Here is a 17569-nt window from a genome sequence, read left to right as displayed (position 1 = left end):
AGACACGGAGGCGCAACGATGGAGTACCGGGATCTCGTCTCGTTCGTCACGCTCGCCGAGCAACTCCACTTCACTCGCGCGGCCGAGAAACTCTTCATGTCGCAGCCTCCGCTCACGCGCCAAATCCGCGCACTGGAGGCTGAGGTGGGATTCGACCTTTTCGACCGCTCCACACGATCGGTGAAACTCACGCCGGGCGGCGAGGCGTTTCTCAGGTACGCGCGGCGTGCTGTCGAGGCTACGTCTCAGGCCGCCGAGGCCGCCCGCCTCATCGCCGACGGCAGGATCGGGATGCTGACGGTCGGTTTCGTCGGGTCGGCCTCGCTCGAGGTATTCCCCTATGTCATCCCGGAGTACCGCCGACGGGTGCCCGATGTCGAGCTACGGCTCCTCGAGATGAACAGCGACGATCAGATGGCGGCACTCGGCGTCGGCCGCATCGACGTCGGCATCTCTCGCGCCGACCAGCGCGACAACATCGAGTCGTTCGTCGTCTCGCGTTCACGCCTCGTCGTCGCCGTGCACACAGCGAATCCGCTCGCGAAGCTCGACTCCGTCGCGGTTCACCAACTGATGGACGAGGACTTCGTCGCCTTCCCGAAACGTACGGGCCGCACGCTCCGAGATGTCGTCGACGACGTCTGCCGCGAGGCCGGATTCTCGCCGCGGATCGTGCAGGTGGCGAGGGCTCTGCACGCGGTCATCAGCCTCGTCTCCTCCGGACTCGGCATCGCCATCGTTCCCGAGTCGGCGACGATGCTGCACTTCGTCGGCGTGAAGTACCTCACGATCGAGGGGGGCCCCGAAGCCGACGTCCGGGCGTCGTACGTGGAGTCGGGTAACCCCGTGCTCGAGTCGTTCATCGCGGTGCTGCGTGAGCACGCGGGCGGAGCGCGCCGATGACCGGCGCGGAGGCGACGCAGATCGCCGAGCATGTCACGGAAGTGCTCCCGGGTATGTGGCGCCTCCAGACGGCGCTTCCTGGGCATCGCCTCGGCTGGCTCAACTCGTATCTGCTCACGTCGCCCAACGGGGCGGTGCTCATCGACACACCGTGGGGCAGAGACGACGTGCGCGAGGAGTTCTTCGCTGCCATCGAGGCGACCGGCACCGACCTCTCCGACATCCGCACGGTGCTGCTGACCCACTACCACGACGATCATTCAGGATGCGCGGCGCACCTCCAGCGCGCGGGGGCTGTGGTCGCACTGCATCCGGCTGATGTCGAGACGATGTGCGCCCGGTTCGCCGACCCTGCCTTCGGGCGACGGTTGACCGGCTGGCTGGCGAGGGTGGGTGCCGACGCCGAGCTCGTCGACTACGCCGTCGATCAACAGGAGCGCTTCAGCGCGCGCTTCGAGTTGCCCGCGGTCGACATCGATCTCGCGGACGGGCAGCTCATCTCGAGTGGGCCTTGGCAGTTGCTCGTGGTGCACACTCCAGGACACACGCCCGGCTCGGTCAGCTTCTTCGAATCGACGACCCGCACCATGTTCGTAGGCGACCACGTGTTTCCCCGGCGCCGATCCAACGCGGTGCACCGTCCACTCGGCGCAGAGAGGCCTCTCGCCGAGTACTGGGCGGGCATGCAGCGTCTCGTCGCCTGCGAGCCCGTGCGGGTGATGCCCGGGCACGAACACCCTTTCGAGCACCTGGACGCACGACTGGCGGAGCTCGCCGCGGTGCGGGACCGCAAGTCGCACGAGTTGCTCGCCCTGGTGGCGGAGGCATCGGACGCGGTGACTGCGTTCGAGCTCGCGCCCCGAGTGAGGCGTCGCGCGTCGTGGGGTGAGCTCGATGGTAACTCGCGGCTCGCGGCCTGCGGCGAAGCGCTCGCCTACCTGATCGAGCTCGAACACGACGGCCGACTCGAGTCGGTCGACACCGCGCCCCAACGATGGCGCCTGCGAAAGGAATCGGACACTTCATGACCACGCTCTACTTCGAGGACCTCGAACCCGGGATGCGATGGACGAGCGTCGGCCGCACGGTGACCGAGTCGGACGTCGTCGCGTTCGCAGGCCTGAGCGGCGACTTCAACCCGATACATCTCGATGTCGAGGCCACACGGCACGGCATGTTCGGTCAACGTGTCGCGCAGGGTGTGCTCGGCATCTCGATGGCGACCGGCTTCCTCGACAGCCTCGGGATCTTCAAGGGATCGATGGGCGCCATGCTGGGCATCGACGAGTGGAAGTTCCTCGCTCCGATGTTCATCGGCGATACGCTCCACCTCGAGCTGTCGATCGAGTCCGTGCGACTGAGCTCAAAAGGCGACGCGGGAGTCGTCAGGCGTCGCCTCAGGCTGCTGAAGCAGACCGGCGAGGTCGTGCAGGACGGATTCATCACCGTGCTCGTGCTGACGAGGCCGGTCGCGGCGTGACCGCAGGCGGCACACTAGCGGGCACCGTCGCGACGGTCACCGGCGGCGCCTCAGGGATCGGGCGCCGGATCGCGCAACGTTTGGCCGAGTCCGGAGCGGCCGTCGTCATAGGCGACATCAACGCGTCCGCGGCGAGCATCGCAGCCGCGGAGCTTCTCGACGCGGGCCATCGCGGGCTCGGTGTCGCGTGCGATGTCACCGACGAGGAATCCGTCGCGGCTTTCGTCGATGCCGCCGTTCGTGCCTTCGGCCGGCTCGACATCCACGTCAACAACGCCGGCTTCACCCGCGATGCGAGCATGCACCGCATGTCACTCAGCGATTTCCGTGCTGTGGTCGACGTGCACGTCGTCGGCACGTGGCTCGGCACCCGCGCGGCGGCCGATGCGATGCGAGCCGGTGGCCGAGGCGGGTCGATCATCAACATGTCGTCGATCTCGGGCAAGGTCGGCAACGCGGGCCAGACCAACTACAGCGCCGCGAAGGCCGGCATCGTCGGACTGACGAAGGCTGCCGCCAAGGAGTGCGCGCGATTCGGGGTCCGAGTGAATGTGCTCCAGCCCGGCCTCATCGACACCGCGATGACCGCAGACATGGATGCCGACACCCTCGCGGCGCGACTGCGCGACGTTCCGCTCGGTCGTATCGGCACGATCGACGACGTCGCCGATGTGGCGCTGTTCCTCGCCTCAGATCAGTCGTCGTACCTGACCGGTAACGTGCTCGAAGTCGCCGGCGGGAGGCACATGTGATGCGCCGGGTCGTCGTCACGGCGTTCGGTGGACCGGAGGTGCTCGAGGTTCAGGAGCACCCCGAGCCTGAGGTCGGGCCCGGTCAGGTGCGCGTGCGGGTCGCTGCAGCCGGACTCAACCCGGTGGACGCGAAGATCGCCGAAGGCGGCGCGACCGCACGGCGCTTCGGCGTGACGCCGCCGTTCGGCAACGGCAACGACTTCGCCGGCACGATCGACCAGGTCGGCGAGGGTGCGGAGTGGGTGGTGGGCGATCGCGTCTACGGCGGATGTCGATTCTCCGCCCAGGCGGACCTCGTGATCGTCGACGACCCGAGCTCGCTCAATCCGACGCCGGTCGGGCTCGGCGATGACGTCGCGGCCGTCCTGGATATCGCCGGGCGCACAGCCCTCGCGGGGATCGCTGCGCTCGGACTCTCGGAGTCGGATACGGTCTTGATCTCGGCAGCTGCGGGAGGCGTCGGGGTGGTAGCCGTCCAGCTCGCCCGGCGAGTCGGCGCCCGCGTGATCGCGGTCGCGAGCCCGGCGAACCACGCCGCCCTCGCGGTCCTCGGCGCGGAGCCCCTCGCGTATGGGCCGACGCTCGAGGACGCGGTGCGCGGCACCGGCCGGATCACCGCTGTGTTCGACGGACACGGCACCGAGTACCTGGAGCTCGCCCAGCGACTTCACGTCGACCCGGCTCGTATCAACACCATCGCGGACCGCGCCGGTGCGGCCCGGATCGGGGCGCAGGCGAAGGGACGCGCCGATACCGCGACGGACGCGATCCGGCCGCTCGCGGAGTTGATCGCCGCCGGTGAGCTCGTGGTTCCGCTCGCAGCGACCTACCCGGTCGAACGGGTCGTCGACGCCTATCGCAGCCTCGCTGCGGGGCCGCATCTCGGAAAGTACGTCCTCGACTTCGGCTAGCGACCGAGCTGGCGAAAAGGTCGATCTGCTGACGTCACTCGGCTGACGGCGGGCGGTAGCACGCGCGACGGGGTCTGGGAACCCGGCGCACCCGCGTCGCGTGGTGCCTAGCGTGAGGGTATGACTCCCGCGCAGAACGCCCATCGCGTCGTCGTGCTCGGTGGTGGCAACGCCGGGATGTCGGTCGCCGGGCGCCTCGCCCGCGCCGGCGTCGACGACATCGTGATCGTCGAACCGCGCCGCCACCACCTCTACCAGCCGCTGTTCTCGCACGTCGCGGGCGGCACGGCGCGGGCGAGTCAGGCGCGACGCCCGCAGCAGGAGGTGCTGCCGAAGGGCGTCGACTGGATGCGCGACACCGCCACCCGCGTCGACCCGGTCGCCCACGCGGTCACCCTGGGCAGCGGAGCCGAACTCGAGTACGAGCACCTGATCGTGTGTCCGGGCATCCGCCGCGACTGGGCCGCCGTCGCCGGGCTCGAGGATGCGCTGACGACCCCCGAGGTGTCGTCGCACTACGAGCTCGCTCTCGCCCGCAAGACCTCCCGGCTGCTGAAGAACGTGACCGGCGGCACCGTCGTGTTCACGCAGCCGCCCGAGCCGGCGAGCTGCGGCGGTGCGGCCCAGAAGCCGATGTACCTCGCGTGCGACTACTGGCGGGCGAAGGGCGTTCTCGAGAACATCCGCGTCGTGCTCGTCGTGCCCGGCCCGACCCTCGCCTCCGTCGACCCCGCCGACGCCGAGCTCGAGCGCAAGGTCGTCGAGTACGGGATCGAGGTGCACTTCTCGTCGGAGCTCGTCGCCGTCGACGGCGCGGCCCGCACCCTCACGGTGCGCAACGCCGCCGGCGAGCAGACGCTCGACTACCACGTGCTCAACGTCGTGCCCCCGCAGATCGCCCCGGCGTGGATCGCCGAGTCGGGCCTCGCCGACGACTCCGGCTTCGTCGAGGTCGATCCCGAGCTGCTGCGCCACCGTCGGCATCCCGACATCTGGGCGCTCGGGGATGCCGCCGCCACCCGCAACGCGAAGTCGGGCGGGGCGCTGCGCAAGCAGACGAAGGCGCTCGCCGAGAACCTCGTCGCCGCGCTCGCGGGGCGGAAGCCGACATCGCGCTACGACGGGTACACGGTCGTGCCGTACACCGTGTCGCGGCACACCGTCGTCTTCGCCGAGTTCGACGACCGCGATCGCCCGCAGCCGACCGTGCCGGGATGGATCGGCCTCGCCCGGGAGCGGCGGCTGTCGTGGGTGTTCGACCGGCACATCCTGCCGTGGGTCTACTGGCACCTCATCACGAAGGGTCGGGCCTGAGCGCATGGCCGAGCTCGATGCGATCGTCGTCGGATCGGGGCCGAACGGTCTCGCCGCCGCGGTGACCCTCGCCCGCGCGGGCCTCGCGGTGCGGGTGTACGAGCGGGCGTCGACGATCGGCGGCGGGTCGCGCACCGCCGAGCTCACGCTTCCCGGGTTCCACCACGACGTCTGCTCGGCGGTGCACCCGCTGGCGCTCGCGAGCGGGTTCTTCCGCCGCTTCGGTCTCGAGAAGCGACTCGAGTTCGCGGTTCCCGAGCTCTCGTTCGGGCATCCGCTCGACGGCGGACGCGCCGGGCTCGCGTGGCGCGACCTCGACCGCACGGTCGACGGGCTCGGACGTGACGGCGTGGCCTACCGCCGGCTCATGAGGCCTCTCGTCGACCGCGCCGACCGGGTCGCGCAGTTCGTCTTGTCGTCGCTGCTGCAGGTGCCGCGGCATCCGGTCACCGCCGCGCGCTTCGGGCTGCGCGCGCTCGAGCAGGGCAGCGCCGCCGCGACCGTGCGCTTCCTCGACGACGAGGCGCCGGCCCTGCTCGCCGGGGTCGGGGCGCACACGATGCAGCCGATGCCGAGCCTCTCGACCGCGGGAACGGCCCTGTCGCTCACGACCTACGCGCACGCGCGGGGCTGGCCGGTGCCGATCGGCGGGAGCCAGCGCATCGTGGATGTCCTCGCCGACGACCTGCGCGCCCACGGCGGCGAGATCGTCACCGACGCCGAGGTCGAGTCGCTCGACGAGCTGCCGACGGCGCGGGCCATCCTCGCCGACGTGACGCCGCGCGCCCTGACGGTGCTCGCCGGGAACCGGCTGCCCGACAGCTACCGACGACGTCTTCGGAGTTTCCGCTACGGCGGGGGCGCGGCGAAGGTCGACTTCGCCCTCTCCGCACCGGTCCCGTGGACGAACGGCGAACTCGCGCGTGCCGGCACCGTGCACGTCGGCGGCACCCGGGCCGAGATCGCCCGCGGCGAAGCGGAGGTCGCCGCAGGACGGCATCCCGACAGCCCCTACGTGCTCGTCGCCCAGCCCTCCGTCGTCGACCCGAGCCGCGCGCCCGAAGGCGAACACGTGCTGTGGGCCTACACGCACGTGCCGAGCGGGTCGACGCTCGACCCCACCGAGACGGTCGTGCGGCAGATCGAGCGCTTCGCTCCGGGATTCCGGGATGTCATCCTCGCCTCCAGCGCGAAGACCGCCGTCGACATGGAGGCCGAGAACCCGAACTACATCGGCGGCGACATCGCGGCCGGGGCGTCGGGGTTCTGGCAGCTGCTCGCCCGACCCGTGCTCTCGACCGACCCGTGGCGCACCCCCGCCGACGGCGTCTACCTCTGCTCGTCGTCGACGGTGCCCGGTCCGGGAGTGCACGGACTCTCGGGCTACTACGCAGCCCGCAGCGCCCTGCGCCACGAGTTCGGCATCCTCACCCCACCGTCGCTCACCCCCGAGAGGTAGACCATGGCCGTCAACGTGCGCGTGATGAAGTGCAGCCCCGAGGATGTCTTCGCGGTGCTCGCCGACGGGTGGGTCTTTCCCACCTGGGTCGTCGGCGCCTCCCGCATGCGCGCCGTCGACGAGGGGTGGCCGACGGTCGGCACGCACCTGCACCATTCGTTCGGCGTGTGGCCCGCCGTGATCGACGATCGGACGACGTCGCGGGAGTGGGACCCGCCGCGACGCATGGTCATGCGGCCCGCGGGGTGGCCGGTCGGCGAGGCCGAGGTCGTCCTCGAGGTGAAGCCGCGCGGCGACGGGTGCGTCGTGCGGATGACCGAGCGCGCGGTGAAAGGCCCGGGGTCGTGGATCCCGCAGCCGCTGCTCGACGTGCCGCTCTCCGTGCGCAATGCCGAGACCCTGCGGCGGCTCGCGTTCATCGCCGAAGGCCGCTCCGGGGGCTGACCCTTCCCCGGCCGGCTCAGGTCGCGCGCGGGGAGAGTCGTCGGGACGCGAGCACGAGCGCCCCGCCGAGGAGGAGCAGCGCCAGCCCGAGCGGCAGCACGCTGTCGGTCGAGCGCCCGGTGGGCGGGAGGCCCGACCGGGCACCCCCGCCGGCCGGCGCGGTGGTCCACCCCGCGACGAGGTCGAGGTCGCCCGTGATGAGGGTCGCGAAGTCGAAGGCGCCGCCGCCCGCCACCGACCACCCGGTGAAGGTGAGACCCGACGCCGTCGGCACGGTCGGTTCCGTCGCGGCCGACCCGACCACGACATCCTGATCGGCCGGCGCTGTGCCGTGCCCGGCGGTGTCGAAGGTGATGGTCGCGATCGCGGCCGCGGGGTAGCCGTTCCACGTCGGCGACGTGAAGCCGCCCAGCGTCTGCGGGTCGCCGAACCGCCAGCGGTAGCGCAACTGCGGGTTCGAGACCGCGAAGACGTCCGTGCCGAACACCGCGGGTTCGGCCCCCTCGAAGGTGGCCAGAAGCGAACCCGTCGAGTTGTTCTGGAAGACCGAGTTGCCCATCGACGTCACCGACGCCGGGATGACGACCGACGTGAGCCGGTCGTTGTACGCGAACGCAGAGGTGCCGATCGTCGTGACGCCCGAGCCGATCACGAGGGTGCGGAGGTCATCGGCAGCGAAGGCGGCGAACCCGATCGACGTGATGCCCGGCGGGATGACGACCGACTCGAGACGGTTGTTGTTCGAGAACACCTGCACGCCGATCGAGGTGAGCCCGCTGCCGATCGTGAGCGAGCGGAGGTCCATCGAGTCGAACGCCCACTGCCCGATGGAGGTGACCGAGTCGGGGATGACGATCGACGTCACCTGATTCGAGTTGGTGAAGGCGTACTGCCCGATCGTGACGAGAGAGTCGGGCAGCACGACCGACGTGAGCGCCGAGCCCTGGAAGGCGTTGGGCCCGATCGCCGTCACGGCGTAGGACGTGGCGCCGATCGTGACCGCGGACGGGATGACGAGAGCCGTCGGACCCGGGGTGTACGAGGTCGCGGTCGCGCCCGCGAGCGGCGCCGCGTCATCCGCCGTGTAGGTGACGCCGTCGATGACGGTCGACACCGGCGCGGCGGAGGCGGGTGCGGCGACGGCGAGCGGCGCGGCGATGATCGCGGAGGCGAGCGCGAGCGCGAGCGCACCTCGCCGGGATCGGGGGGCGGGCATGGTCGATCATCGCACCCGGGGGCCACCTCCCCTGGAGCGCCGCCGGAGGTCGTGACAGGCCGTGTCGACGCCCGCGGACGGTGCGATGCGTAGGGTTGCGGCGTGGCCCGCGCACGAGAGCAGAACGGATTCCGAGACCTGCCGACCGACGGGGCGCGAGATGGCTGAGCTCGCCGACATCCGGATGCTCGGCACCGAGCTGGAACGCTCGTACCCGGTGGTCGTGCGCGGCCGACTCAAGTTCCGCGTCGGCCAGATGGTCTATGTCGCGTTCTCGCTCGACGAGACCGTGATGGGGTTCGCCTATCCGAAAGAGGAACGCGGCGCGCTCGTCGGCGGCGATCCGGTGAAGTTCCAGCTGCCGGACGAGTCCGACCTGCGGTTCAACTGGGTGCACGCCACCCTCGCGGCGCTCGAGGCCGCGGAGGCTCGGGAACTCGTGGTCGACGCGTGGCGCATGGTGGTGCCGCAGAAGGTGGCGCGAGCGTATGACGAGGCCCACCCGGAGGGACCGGGCTCGAGGTGAATCACATCGCTCTTCCTGGCGCAACCCTGTGGCTCCTGGCGCGTCGGCGCTCTCTACTGGGGGTATGACCGACGCAGAGACCCGCCGCCCCGCCCGTTCCGACGACCCGCGCGTCGCGGATCCTGCATACCGCGAGCCCGTCGACCCGAACCCCGTCGAGGAGGCGCCTGCCCACCGCGAGCCCGTCGCCTCCGTCGACGACGCTCCCGCCCATCGCGAGCCCGTCGACCCCGTCGACCACGACCGCGAGCGCACGCTCCGCGAAGACGTCGTCGGTCGGGAGAAGGAGGAGTTCGGCGGTTTCAAGTTCGGCTCCGCGTTCTTCGGATGGCTCACCGCCACCGGAACCGCCGTTCTGCTCACCGCACTCGTGAGCGCGGCCGGGGCCGCCGTGGGGCTGGGCACCGACGCGAACGCCGAAGAAGCCGCGGATGCCGTCGCCGAGAACCCGGGCACCGTCGGCATCATCGGCGTGGTCGCGTTGGGGATCGTGCTCTTCGTCGCGTACTTCGCGGGTGGCTACGTCGCCGGTCGCATGGCGCGCTTCAGCGGCGCCAAGCAGGGACTCGCCGTGTGGCTGTGGGCGGTCGTCATCGCGATCATCGTCGCGATCATCACGGCGCTCGCCGGCAGCCGGTTCGACATCCTCGCGAATCTCGACAGCTTCCCGCGCATCCCGCTCAACGAGGGCGCTCTCACCACGCTGGGGCTCGTGACCGTGATCGTCGTCGTCGTGGTCAGCCTCATCGGCGCCCTCCTGGGCGGGCTGGCCGGGATGCGATACCACCGTCGCGTGGATCGCGCCGGCCTCGGGCGCTGACACACCTCGTGCGCGAGTGGAGGGCTCGCGTCCTCGATCAGCGAGCCCTCACTCGAGGTAGAAGCCGCCGCCGCTCACGGGCGGCTCACCCTGGAACGGCAAGGCGCGGTTCGGACGCTCGAGTTTCGCGATCTCGTCGTCGACCTCGTCGATGAACGCACGGCTGTCGATGTCGCCGGCCCGCTCGGTGGGTTCGGCGAGGATCTGACTCGACGGCCCCAACAGCACCTTGAACGTGCCGGGCAGCCCGTCGACCGTGATGCCGGGAACGTCGACGGCGACCGCCCCACCCGCGACGGCGAGGGCGGCGGCGTACCGCAGCACGGCATCCGCGACCTCCTCGCTCGTGAAGATCGACCCGCCCGCGTACTCGATCTGCATCATGCGTCGGTCAACCTCTCGCCGGTGGAGCAGGGCACCCGGATGAGAAGCCCCAGAAGCAGGTTTACGCGCTACTCGACCCGAGAGGTCAGGCCTTGCGGATGCCGGGCAGGCCGGATAGGGCGGGGGCGGAGCTCAGCGCACCGTGCGGATGAGCGCGACGGCGATCGAGCATCCGACCGCCCCGACGATGCTCGTGAGGAACGCGGCCGGGTAGCCGCCGATCCCGATCGCGAGGCCCGCGGCCACGGGCGCGGCAGCCTGGCCGATCGCAGCGGCGGTGTTGAGGATGCCGAGGCCGGTCGCCGCGCCACGCGCCTGGTCGGGCAGCACCTGGCTCGCGAGTGCGCGTCCGCACGAGATGGAGAGGCCGAGGCCGACCCCGAACAGCACGGCGGTCACGAGGGCGACGGGAACGGTGGGTGAGACGAGCAGCAGCCCATTGCCGACGACGAGCACGGCGTTGCCGACCAGGATGAACACGCGGCGTCGCCCGAGCCGGTCGCTCAGCCAGCCGCTCACGACCACCGTGAGGGCCGAGGCGACGCTCCCCAGGATCGTCGCGAGGGCGATGGTGCGCCCCGCCTCGACGGTCGGCACGCCGATGTGGTCGGTGAGGATGTAGAGCAGGTAGGCGAACACCGCGCCGTAGGCGATCGAGTAGCCGGCGCGCCAGATCAGGATCTTCGTGAAATCGGGGTACGCAGCCGCCGTCGCGACGACAGCCCGCGCGAGGTCGCCGAGCGTGCGACGTGGGCGCGGGTCCCGCACCGACGGCGCGTCGCGCACGAGCACGGCGAACACGACCACCGAGACGGCGATCACGCCGGCGAGGATCCACGACGTGGTGCCCGGGCGGGTCACGAGGGCGCCCGCGAGGACGGCACCTGCGGCGGTGCCGAGCACGAGCGCCAGGCCGACGATCCCGGCCGCGTTGCCGCGCCGCTCCGCGGGGAACTCGTCGACGAGGTAGGCATCCATCGGGGCTTCGATGCCGTTGATGCCGAGCTGGGCGAGCGGCCACAGCACCGCGAGGAGCACGAGGGTGGAGGCGTCGCCGAGCCCGCCGACCGCGAGGCCGCCAACGATCGCGCCCGCGAGCATCCACGGCAGTCGGCGCCCGAGGCGCGTCGCCGAACGGTCGCTGAGGATGCCGACGAGCGGCTGCGACACGGCGTTCACGACGGCGCCGATCGCGAGGATTGTGGCGAGCGACGTGACTTTGCCGACCGGGTCGAGGTCGGCGACGACCGCCGGTAGCAGCACGGAGTTCACCGCGGTGAAGGTCATGAACAGGGCGAACTTGACGGTCACCTGGCCGGCGAGCACGCGGAGGCGGCGCGCCGCCGGTGGGGCGGAGACGAGGGTCACCCGCCTCAGCGTGGCAGGAGAGGCGCCCGTCTCACGGTCGACGCGCTGCGCTTGTAGTGTGACGAGCGGTGGGGACGACAATGCGGGGCATCGTGGGGGTGCCGAGGCTTCCGGACGGGATGCTGTCGCGCTCCGCGCTGCTCGCGCGGCTCGGGCAGGCGCCGCTCACGGTCGTGCGCGCTCCCGGCGGCAGCGGCAAGACCGTGCTGCTCGCGCAGTGGGCCTCCGCGCAGGAACTTCCGGGCGCGTGGGTGACGGTCGAGCCCGATATCGGCGGTCGCGTCTCGTTCTGGAACGCCGTGCTCGACGCGACATCCCTGGTCGAGCCCGGCCTCCGGGTGGTGCTCGACGACAGCCCCGATCGCGAGGTGCTGCGCCGCGACCTCGTCGCGGCCTTCCGCCGGCTCGACGCGTTCGTGCTCGTCATCGACGACGCCCACGAGCTGAGCGAACCGCTCGTGCATGACGACCTGCTCGCGCTGCTCCACGCCTGCCCGGGCGTGACCGCGCTCGTCGGCACTCGCACCCGCGACGAGCTCGAGGCGCCACGTCACGCCCTGACCCTCGACATCGCCGTCGTCGAGCCCGAGGAGCTCGTGCTGAGCCTCGACGAGGTCGCGCAGCTCGCGGGCGTCGAGGGCGCGGCGGCGGAGCTTCTCGCGGCGTCCGGGGGCAACCCGCTCCTGCTGCGCGCGATCGTCGCCGGCGGAGGCGGAGGCGGAGGCGGGGTACGGGCTTCACCCGAAGCGACCCTGCGGGACCACCTCGGCCATCTACTGACGACCCTCGGGGCCGAGGCTCCCCGGTTCGCATCGGTCACGGCGGTGCCCGACGACCTCGATGTCGACGCCGCCGCCCGACTCAGCGGTCATCCGGTCGAGCGAGTCGCTCCGCTGCTCGCGCGTCTCGAGACCGAGGGGCTCGTGATGCGACGGGATGCGGCCGGCCTCCCGCGCTACCGGTACCACCCCCTCGTACGCGACGCGCTGCGCAGCGAGCTGCGCCGTGCGCATCCCGAGGAGTACCGACGGGCGAGCCTCCTCGCGAGCGCCGAGGCGGAGTCGCGTCGGCAGTACCTCCCCGCCTTGCGTCACGCCGTCGACGCCGAGGATTACACCCGGGCCTCCGACGTCTGCCTCCACGGCGGATTCCCCCTGTTGCGTGCGCGCGGTGCGGCGGCGATCATCCAGCGGGTCCCGTTCCGTCACGTCGCGAGGTTGCCATTCCTCGCCGTCGTGCTCGGGCTCGCGGCGAACGCCCGCGGTGAGCGGCTCAAGGCGCTCGAGCTGCTCACCCTCGCGCTCGGTGCGAGCCGGGCCCTCCGCGGTCGGCAGCGCGTCGCGGAGCGGGTCGGGCTCGCGCTCGTAGAGACGAGCGTGCTGCGCATCACGGGTCGTGCCGACGACGCGGTCGTGTCGGCCCGGCGGATGGCGGCACTGCTCGATGACGCCCCGCCCGGGGAGCTCGAGGAGATCGCCGAGCAGGAGGGCTCCTACCGCCTCCAGGGAGCGCTGAGCCTGTTCCGGGCGGGACACCTGGCCGAAGCGCGCCGTGCAGCGGAGCGAGCGGGGACCTCGGCGCACGCCCTCGAGCTCGGGGCTCTGCACTCGCTCGGGGCGGCATCCCTCGTCGCCGTGATCGATGCCGCGCGCGGCGACGTCACCGCCGCTGCCGAGACGCTCGCCGTGATCGACGCGAGCGGCTACCCCGCCGAGCAGCGCGACGGCTACCTCGGGGCGCTCGCTCACCTCGCGCGTGCCGTGCTCGCTCTCGAAGCAGGCGCACCCGACGAGGCGGAGCGCGGGCTCGACGTGCTGCGCGACATGCCCAACCTCGAGCACGGGATGCTCATCGTGGTGCTGCGGGCCCTCCTCGGGCTCTGGCGGGAGCAGCCGGAGGTCGGCCTGCGGCTGCTCGACGCGCGCGAGGGATTCGATCGGCTGCGGGCTCGCCTCTCCCCGCAGGACGGCCGGCTCGTCGCGATCGCGCGGGTGCTGCTCAACGCCGCGGGCGGTCAGCTCGGGCAGGCGCACACCGCGCTCCGCGAACTCGAGAGGTCGGACCTGACCGCGATCGTGCTGCACGCCACGGTGCTGCTGCTCGAGCAGCGCCCCGACCTCGCGATCGAGCGGCTCACCGCGGCGATGCCGGACGTCGGGCCGCGGCTGCAGGCGGCCGCCGATCTGGTCCTGGCGAGCGCCGCGGTCCAGGCGGGTGACGACGACCTCGCCGACGCCGCGATGCGGCGATTCCTCGCCGCGCGCGCCGTGAACGGCGTGGTCAGCCCCGTCCTCCTCGTGCCGGCGGAGCAGCGTCTCGCTCTCTGGGACCTCGCGGCACGGGTCGGCGCGACCCCGGACGTCGTCGACCGGCTGCGGGCGATCCCGGCACCCTTCCGCCTCGTCCCCGCCCGCGCATCCCTCACCCGCCGCGAGACAGAGGTGCTGTTCCGCCTGGGTGAGACGGCGAGCTTCGGCGAGATCGCGGCGACCCTGAACGTGTCGGCGAACACGGTCAAGTCGCAGGTCCGCACGCTCTATCGCAAGCTCGGGGTCTCGTCGCGGGAGGAGGCGCTCCGCGTCGCGCATCGCCAGGGGCTGCTCACGATGAAATCCAGGGTGAAATCCGAGGGATAGTCCGTTCCGACGGCGCCTCCGCTGCCAGCGTCGACTGATCGATGTCGTCTCGACGGGGGAGGAGAGCTCGGCATGAACCACCGCGCGCCCGAAGCACGGTCCCAGCGCTCTGCGCGATCGAGGGGGAGGAAGCTCCTCGGCGCGCTCGCGGCGTTCGCGATCGCCATCGTCCCGGTCGTGGTCGTCGCCGCCCCCGCCCAAGCCGCGACCGCCGTCGTGACCCTCACCCCGGCATCCCCGACCGCGGAGAGCAACGTCGCCACGACGTTCCAGCTCTCGATTACTTGCAACGGCCCGGGCACGTGCGACACCACGCAGGTGTCGTTCCCCCGCAACGCCGTCGCAGGCAACGGCACCCGCACCGACCTGAGCACCTGGGTCAGCGGATCGTCGTGCGGCTTCGTCTCGCGCGCCGTCACGGCGACAGATGTCGTCTTCACCTACGGCAACCTCGGCAACGTCACCCAGGTCTGCACGTTCACGGTGCGGGCCCCGGAATACACGACCCTCGACGGCGCCCAAGCGACCCTCACACCGACCGTCAGCGGATCGAACTTCCCCTCGACCACGGGCACCCCCGCCGTGCTCACGCTCACCGCGGGCCACAACAACCAGCTGTTCTACAGCGCGTCGGCCCAGATCATCTCGGGCGGCGAGTACAGCTACAACGTCACCTACCACTGCGGGCTCAACCGTCAGTACGACGGCGACATCGGCATCAGTGCGCTCCGTCTCGAGGCGCAGCTCCCCGCGAACTTCGTCTACTCCAGCTTCGTCGTCGGCACGAGCTACCCGGGCACGATGACGCCGCCGCCGGTCGGCTCCACGGGCGGACTCTTCGTCTACGACGACCCCACGGGCGCGACGTGCGGCAACCCGCCCCTCAACGTCAACAACTCGTTCGGCATCGTCATCCGCGGCACCGTCACCGCGCCTCCCGGCACGCAGGCCTGCAGCACGGCGACCGCGACGTTCACCTACATCGACCGCGCGACTCCGGAGACGCAGACGGCGACGACAACCCCGTGCCCGACGGTCGTCAACCTGCAGACGATCGTGAGCAAGACACCCCAGACGCTCGCGCAGGGGAACTCGGGCCAGCACACGGCCGCCGACGCCTCCCAGCCGAACGTCTACACCTACCCGGGCGACTGGGACGGCTCGAACGGTTCGGTGTACTACCAGATCGGAGCGAACACCTCGCCGGCCGCGACGAACGCCGGCGTGAGCTACCTCATCCAAGATCCGCTGCCGTGCCTCGACAACCCCTCGGGCACGACCTACGTGAGCAACGCCGTCGACGTCCTCTGCGCCAACCCCGCCTTCATCGCGCGGCGCATCGTCGCCTCCGGGTTCACTCCTGCGGCATCCGATGCGATCACGCTTCGACTCACGGATGGCACGAGCACGTCCGTGCCCCTCGTCGCGGGTGCCTGGACGGTGCCTGTCGGCGCCACCGTGGCCCAGATCGATATCCCCCCGTTCGCGGCGGAGGGGTCGAACACGGCCGCCATCCTGTTCCGCATCACCGGCCATGCCGCCGCGACGGCCCAGCCTGGGTACATCATGCGCAACACCGGGTACTCGACTCCGCATCTCGTGTCGTCGGGTGACCCGCTGCGCACCGCGCAGACGTCGGTTGCGAGCATCCTCGTGGCCGACCCGGTCGGGGCGAGCGGCACGATCCTCACGTCGTTCCTCTGGTCCGGGTACGCGGGCGCGTGCCGGGAGACGGTGCGTTTCAGCGACCCGTACGTCGCCGGCCGGTTCCCGCGCGTCGAGCTCACGACCGCCCAGACCGCACCGATCTACCTCGACTACCTCGCGCCCGAGGACGCGTCAGTCGCCAGCTCGACGCTGACGTTCAACCTCAACGGGGTCGGCAACGGTCGCACCTACAACGCGGGAGCGCGCACGGCGACGGTGATCGCCGACTACAACGGCAGCGGGCGAACGCTCTACCGATGGACGATTCCGGCCAACACGGCGACGGCCGCCGGCCTGTACAGCGTCGTCGCCACGTCGAGTCTCTCCGTCGACCTTCCGGCCGGATGCCAGGGCAAGTTCGAGAACGACATGACGATCGGCTACGGATCGCCGGCCGCGTTCTGCGCCGTCAACGGGGTCGCGAGCGTGCCCCCGCTCCTGCCCGCCGACAACACGGACCTGCAGGCCAACGGCGTGGGCACGACGAACTTCTGCGGCTACTCGAGGCCGCTCAACGTCGCGGCGATCAACCCGGGATTCACCGTCGACAAGACCGTGCAGGGCAATCTCGACGCCGGGCCCGTCCCACCGGGCACCGACGGCAGCGTGAGCCCCGCGGGAGGCGTGGCGACGTACCGGCTGACGTTCGTGAATTCGGGGGAGTCGACCCTCACCGACCCGGTCATCTACGACATCCTCCCCCGTGTCGGCGACACGGCGGCGACATCGACGAACCCCCGCGGGTCCGACTTCACGGTCGCGCTGACGGGCGTCGGCTCCCTCCCGCCGAGCGTCTCCGTGGCGTACTCGACGGCATCGAACCCGTGCCGACCGGAGGTGCTCGCCGCCAACTCCGGCTGCGACGCGACGTGGGACTCCGCGGCACCTGCCACGCTCTCGACCGTGACCGCGCTGCGCTTCGTCTACACCGGGAGCGTCGCGGTCGGCGCCACGTTCGCGGTGACCTTCACGGTCTCGACGCCGAGCGTGGCCGCCGGCAACGTCGCCCTCAACAGTGCTGCGACCACCGCGAGCGCGGGGGGCGTGCTGCAGGCACCCGTCGAGTCGGTCAACGTCGGGATCACCGCGGGTCACGCCATGCCGGAGATCGCGAAGTCGGCGTCGGTGGCGACCTACGACGCCGACGGCGAAACGATCGACTTCACGTACACGGTGACGAACAACACCGCGGTGCCGCTCACGGGCGTCGCGGTCTCCGATCGCCTCACCGATGCCGCGTCGGGCTCGACCCCGCCCGTCGTCACGTGCGACCGGCTCGAGAGCCCGAGCGGCCCGTGCACCGCGGCGTCGTCGACATCCCTCGCCGCGGGTCAGGTCGCGGTCTTCACGGCGACGTACACGACCCGTCAGGAGGACGTCGATCACGGCCTCCTCGCCGACATCGCGACCGTGAGCGCCCAGCCGGCCACGGGCGCGGCGCTCACGAGCGAGTCGAACGAGGTCACCGTCACGGCGGTGCAGAACCCCGCGATCACGCTCGACAAGACCGTCGACCCGACGACGGTCGACGCGACGAGCGACGTCGTGGAGTTCCGCTTCGCCGTCGAGAACACGGGCAACGTGACGCTCGGCTCGCTCGAGATCGTCGAACAGTCGTTCACCGGGAGCACGGTGCTGCCGACGATCTC

Annotated in this window: 15 protein-coding genes; 12 read left to right on the top strand and 3 right to left on the bottom strand. The window is 71.1% G+C overall.

The window, feature by feature from the left end; all coding sequences use genetic code 11:
- Positions 1-18: 18 nt before the first annotated feature.
- From ACO1X9_RS14620 to ACO1X9_RS14585, 8 genes are all read left to right on the top strand, one after another.
- Positions 19-903 carry a LysR substrate-binding domain-containing protein gene (locus ACO1X9_RS14620; protein ID WP_486351581.1) on the top strand — a complete coding sequence of 295 codons (885 nt, stop codon included), beginning with the start codon at positions 19-21 and terminating at the stop codon, positions 901-903.
- Positions 900-1931: an MBL fold metallo-hydrolase gene (locus ACO1X9_RS14615; protein ID WP_486351580.1), complete on the top strand. Its 1032-nt coding sequence runs from the start codon at positions 900-902 to the stop codon at positions 1929-1931. Before ACO1X9_RS14620 ends, ACO1X9_RS14615 begins: the two co-directional genes overlap by 4 nt.
- Positions 1928-2383, top strand: a complete 456-nt coding sequence (locus ACO1X9_RS14610) for a MaoC/PaaZ C-terminal domain-containing protein (RefSeq protein WP_486351579.1) — start codon at positions 1928-1930, stop codon at positions 2381-2383. The genes ACO1X9_RS14615 and ACO1X9_RS14610 overlap by 4 nt, the downstream gene beginning before the upstream one ends.
- Positions 2380-3135 carry a 3-oxoacyl-ACP reductase FabG gene (gene fabG / locus ACO1X9_RS14605; RefSeq protein ID WP_486351578.1) on the top strand — a complete coding sequence of 252 codons (756 nt, stop codon included), beginning with the start codon at positions 2380-2382 and terminating at the stop codon, positions 3133-3135. The genes ACO1X9_RS14610 and fabG overlap by 4 nt, the downstream gene beginning before the upstream one ends.
- Positions 3135-4046 (top strand): NADP-dependent oxidoreductase, encoded by a 912-nt coding sequence (locus tag ACO1X9_RS14600; RefSeq protein ID WP_486351577.1) that lies wholly within the window; start codon positions 3135-3137, stop codon positions 4044-4046. Before fabG ends, ACO1X9_RS14600 begins: the two co-directional genes overlap by 1 nt.
- 120 nt (positions 4047-4166) lie before the next feature.
- The gene (locus ACO1X9_RS14595; protein ID WP_486351576.1) at positions 4167-5360 is read left to right on the top strand and encodes an NAD(P)/FAD-dependent oxidoreductase; all 1194 of its coding nucleotides are present in this window, start codon (positions 4167-4169) and stop codon (positions 5358-5360) included.
- 4 nt (positions 5361-5364) lie between these two features.
- On the top strand, positions 5365-6819 hold the full coding sequence (locus ACO1X9_RS14590; RefSeq protein WP_486351575.1) for a phytoene desaturase family protein: 1455 nt from the start codon (positions 5365-5367) through the stop codon (positions 6817-6819).
- 3 nt (positions 6820-6822) lie between these two features.
- Entirely contained in the window at positions 6823-7263 is a 441-nt protein-coding gene (locus ACO1X9_RS14585; RefSeq protein WP_486351574.1) for an SRPBCC family protein, read from the top strand.
- A gap of 16 nt (positions 7264-7279) precedes the next feature.
- On the opposite strand, the gene ACO1X9_RS14580 is transcribed toward ACO1X9_RS14585, so the two are convergent.
- Entirely contained in the window at positions 7280-8479 is a 1200-nt protein-coding gene (locus ACO1X9_RS14580) for a leucine-rich repeat domain-containing protein (protein ID WP_486351573.1), read from the bottom strand.
- Positions 8480-8639: 160 nt separating this feature from the next.
- Here ACO1X9_RS14580 and ACO1X9_RS14575 point away from each other — a divergent pair, with 160 nt between their 5' ends.
- A complete protein-coding gene (locus ACO1X9_RS14575; protein WP_486351572.1) occupies positions 8640-9005 on the top strand; it encodes an MmcQ/YjbR family DNA-binding protein in 366 nt (121 codons plus the stop codon).
- A 64-nt stretch (positions 9006-9069) separates the two neighbouring features.
- Entirely contained in the window at positions 9070-9825 is a 756-nt protein-coding gene (locus tag ACO1X9_RS14570) for a hypothetical protein (protein WP_486351571.1), read from the top strand.
- A 48-nt stretch (positions 9826-9873) separates the two neighbouring features.
- Here ACO1X9_RS14570 and ACO1X9_RS14565 read toward each other — a convergent pair whose 3' ends face one another.
- Together ACO1X9_RS14565 and ACO1X9_RS14560 are read right to left on the bottom strand one after the other, a co-directional pair.
- A complete protein-coding gene (locus ACO1X9_RS14565; RefSeq protein ID WP_486351570.1) occupies positions 9874-10209 on the bottom strand; it encodes a hypothetical protein in 336 nt (111 codons plus the stop codon).
- Between the two features lie 132 nt (positions 10210-10341).
- The gene (locus ACO1X9_RS14560; RefSeq protein WP_486351569.1) at positions 10342-11577 is read right to left on the bottom strand and encodes an MFS transporter; all 1236 of its coding nucleotides are present in this window, start codon (positions 11575-11577) and stop codon (positions 10342-10344) included.
- Positions 11578-11675: 98 nt separating this feature from the next.
- Between ACO1X9_RS14560 and ACO1X9_RS14555 the strand changes: the two genes are divergently transcribed.
- Positions 11676-14213 (top strand): helix-turn-helix transcriptional regulator, encoded by a 2538-nt coding sequence (locus tag ACO1X9_RS14555; RefSeq protein ID WP_486351568.1) that lies wholly within the window; start codon positions 11676-11678, stop codon positions 14211-14213.
- A 72-nt stretch (positions 14214-14285) separates the two neighbouring features.
- Positions 14286-17569, top strand: a 3284-nt coding sequence (locus ACO1X9_RS14550; RefSeq protein WP_486351567.1) for a DUF7507 domain-containing protein, incomplete at its 3' end; no start/stop codon positions are given.

This window comes from Pseudolysinimonas sp. (assembly GCF_057350545.1).
Note: the sequence above shows the minus strand (reverse complement) of the source record. Positions and strands in the feature narration are given on the sequence as shown.